Annotated in this window: 2 protein-coding genes; one reads left to right on the top strand and one right to left on the bottom strand. The window is 77.0% G+C overall.

Translation table 11 applies throughout. The features are described 5' to 3' along the window. Window positions 1-1268, bottom strand: a 1268-nt coding sequence (locus HMPREF3159_RS12055) for a hypothetical protein (RefSeq protein ID WP_141748205.1), incomplete at its 3' end; no start/stop codon positions are given. Between HMPREF3159_RS12055 and HMPREF3159_RS12050 the strand changes: the two genes are divergently transcribed. Next, a partial coding sequence (locus HMPREF3159_RS12050) for a serine/threonine-protein kinase (RefSeq protein ID WP_141748204.1) occupies window positions 1267-1982 on the top strand: 716 nt, incomplete at its 3' end. The genes HMPREF3159_RS12055 and HMPREF3159_RS12050 overlap by 2 nt on opposite strands.

Raw genomic sequence — 1982 nt, 5'->3', positions numbered from 1 at the left:
ACGCCCAGCACCCCGGCGCCGGCGAGGCGCAGCACCCGCCCGACGCCCTCGCTGCCGGTCAGGTCCCAGCGCCCCGAGGTGCCGACGTCGCCGAGCTCGAGCACGGTGCCGTCCGCCGCGTCCTCCGCGGGCTCCCCCTCCACCTCGAGGGTGAGGATGATCCGCACCGGCGCCCCGCCCTCGGCGTCGTCGGCGGCGTCGTGCTGGAGGCGGTGCAGCTGGATGGTGTGCGTGCCGGGCAGCCAGGCGGAGCGGATCGCGTCGTCGTCCGAGGAGCGATTGCCGAGGTCGACCGGGGCGGCCATCCCGCCGCCTCGGACCTCGCCGGGCGCGCCGATCCCCGTGAGTCCGCCGCCGACCGTCACCGGCGAGCGGACGGCGTCGAGGACCCGCACCGAGATCTGGCCGGCGCCCGTCTCGGGCCCCGAGACCACCTCCGTGCGCCAGCGCAGGCGCTGACCCTCCTGCACCTCGAGGCGCAGCAGCGCGGTCTCCCCGGGCACGAGCTCCAGCACGTGCGAGCCCGGGGCGACCTCGGTCGCGTCCGCGATCGAGCGGCCGGGCTCGAGAGGCGCCGGGTCCTCGGGGGCGACGGGCCGGGCGCCATCGTCCTCGAGCGGCTCCTCGAGAGCGGGGGCGCCGCCGCCGAGGCCGGCCGGCTGCACCGCGAGCTGGAGCTCGACGGGCAGCGGGTCCTCGCGGTCCTTCGGCCCCTCCCGAGCGACCTTCACGAACAGCTCCTCGCCCGCGCAGCCGTCGGGTCCCATCGCCCCGGAGACCGCGGTGGTGGTGATCGGACCGTCGCCCTCCTGCGACTCCCCGACGTCCGTGCGGCCCGTGTCGTCGCACGCCTCGCCGCCGGCGGTGAGGAAGGAGACGTCGAGGGTCAGCGGCGTGCTCTCCTCGGGCAGACCGCCTGCGACGGGCGGGGCGGCGACGGTCGCCGCGGCATGCACCCGCTGGCCGTCCTCCACCGCGATCCGGTAGTACTTCACGGTGCCGTCCTCGCCGCTCTCGGCGCCGCCGCGCTCGAGGACGTCCCGGTGCAGCCCGGGCTCTAGAGACGGGGCCTCGGCGAGGGACGCGCCGCCGGAGACCTCGGGGCCCTGCGCGGCGTAGGCGATCGCGGGCGGCTCCCCCTCGGCCAGCAGCGGGAGCTCCGGGACCGGACCGGCGAGCGCGGGCGGGACGGGCACGGCGAGCACGAGGGCGCCGCCTGCCGCGAGCAGTCGCGGGGCGGCGCGGGGCGGGGAGGGGTGCCCTAGCATGACCACCATAATGTCCGATGTCATCGCCGGCCGCATCGCGCTGCTCGAACCCCTCGCCCGGGGCGCCTCCGGCTCCCTGTGGCGCGCCGTGGACCGTCGCTTCGACGCGGTGTGCGCCGCGAAGGTGATGCGCCAGCGGGACGGCGCCGAGGTGCTCCGCTTCGTGCGTGAGCAGGCCGCGGGCGGCATCGGGGCACACCCCCATCTGCTGCCGCCCTACACCTGGGTCGCCGAGGACGACACGATCGTGCTGGTCATGCCGCTGGTGCACGGCGGGACCCTGGCGAGCGCCGTCGCCGACCACGGTCCCCTCTCCCCCTCCCTCGTCGCGCATCTGCTGCGCCAGCTGCTGGACGCGCTCGCGGCGATGCACGAGGCGCGCTGGGTGCACCGCGACGTGAAGCCCGCGAACCTGCTGCTGGACAGCACCGGCCTCGGAGCACCGCACCTGCTGCTCGCCGACTTCGGCATCGCGCTGCACGAGAGCGACATCCGCCTGACCGAGACGGGCCTCGTCCACGGCACCCCCGGTTTCATGGCCCCGGAGGCGCTCGAGGGGGACACCGGCTCCGCCGCCCAGGACGTGTGGGCGGCGGGGGCCTGCGCCCTCGAGGCCCTGGACCCGCGCCCTCCCCGCGAGCGGCCCGAGCCGGCCCGTGCCCTGGACCGGCTCGAGCGGGCGCTGCGCGGCAGCGCCGATCTCTCCGCCGCAGG

It is taken from the genome of Brachybacterium sp. HMSC06H03, assembly GCF_001807385.1.
GTDB lineage: Bacteria > Actinomycetota > Actinomycetes > Actinomycetales > Dermabacteraceae > Brachybacterium > Brachybacterium conglomeratum.
The sequence above is the reverse complement of the archived record's forward strand: the minus strand, read 5'-3'. Positions and strand labels throughout refer to the sequence as shown.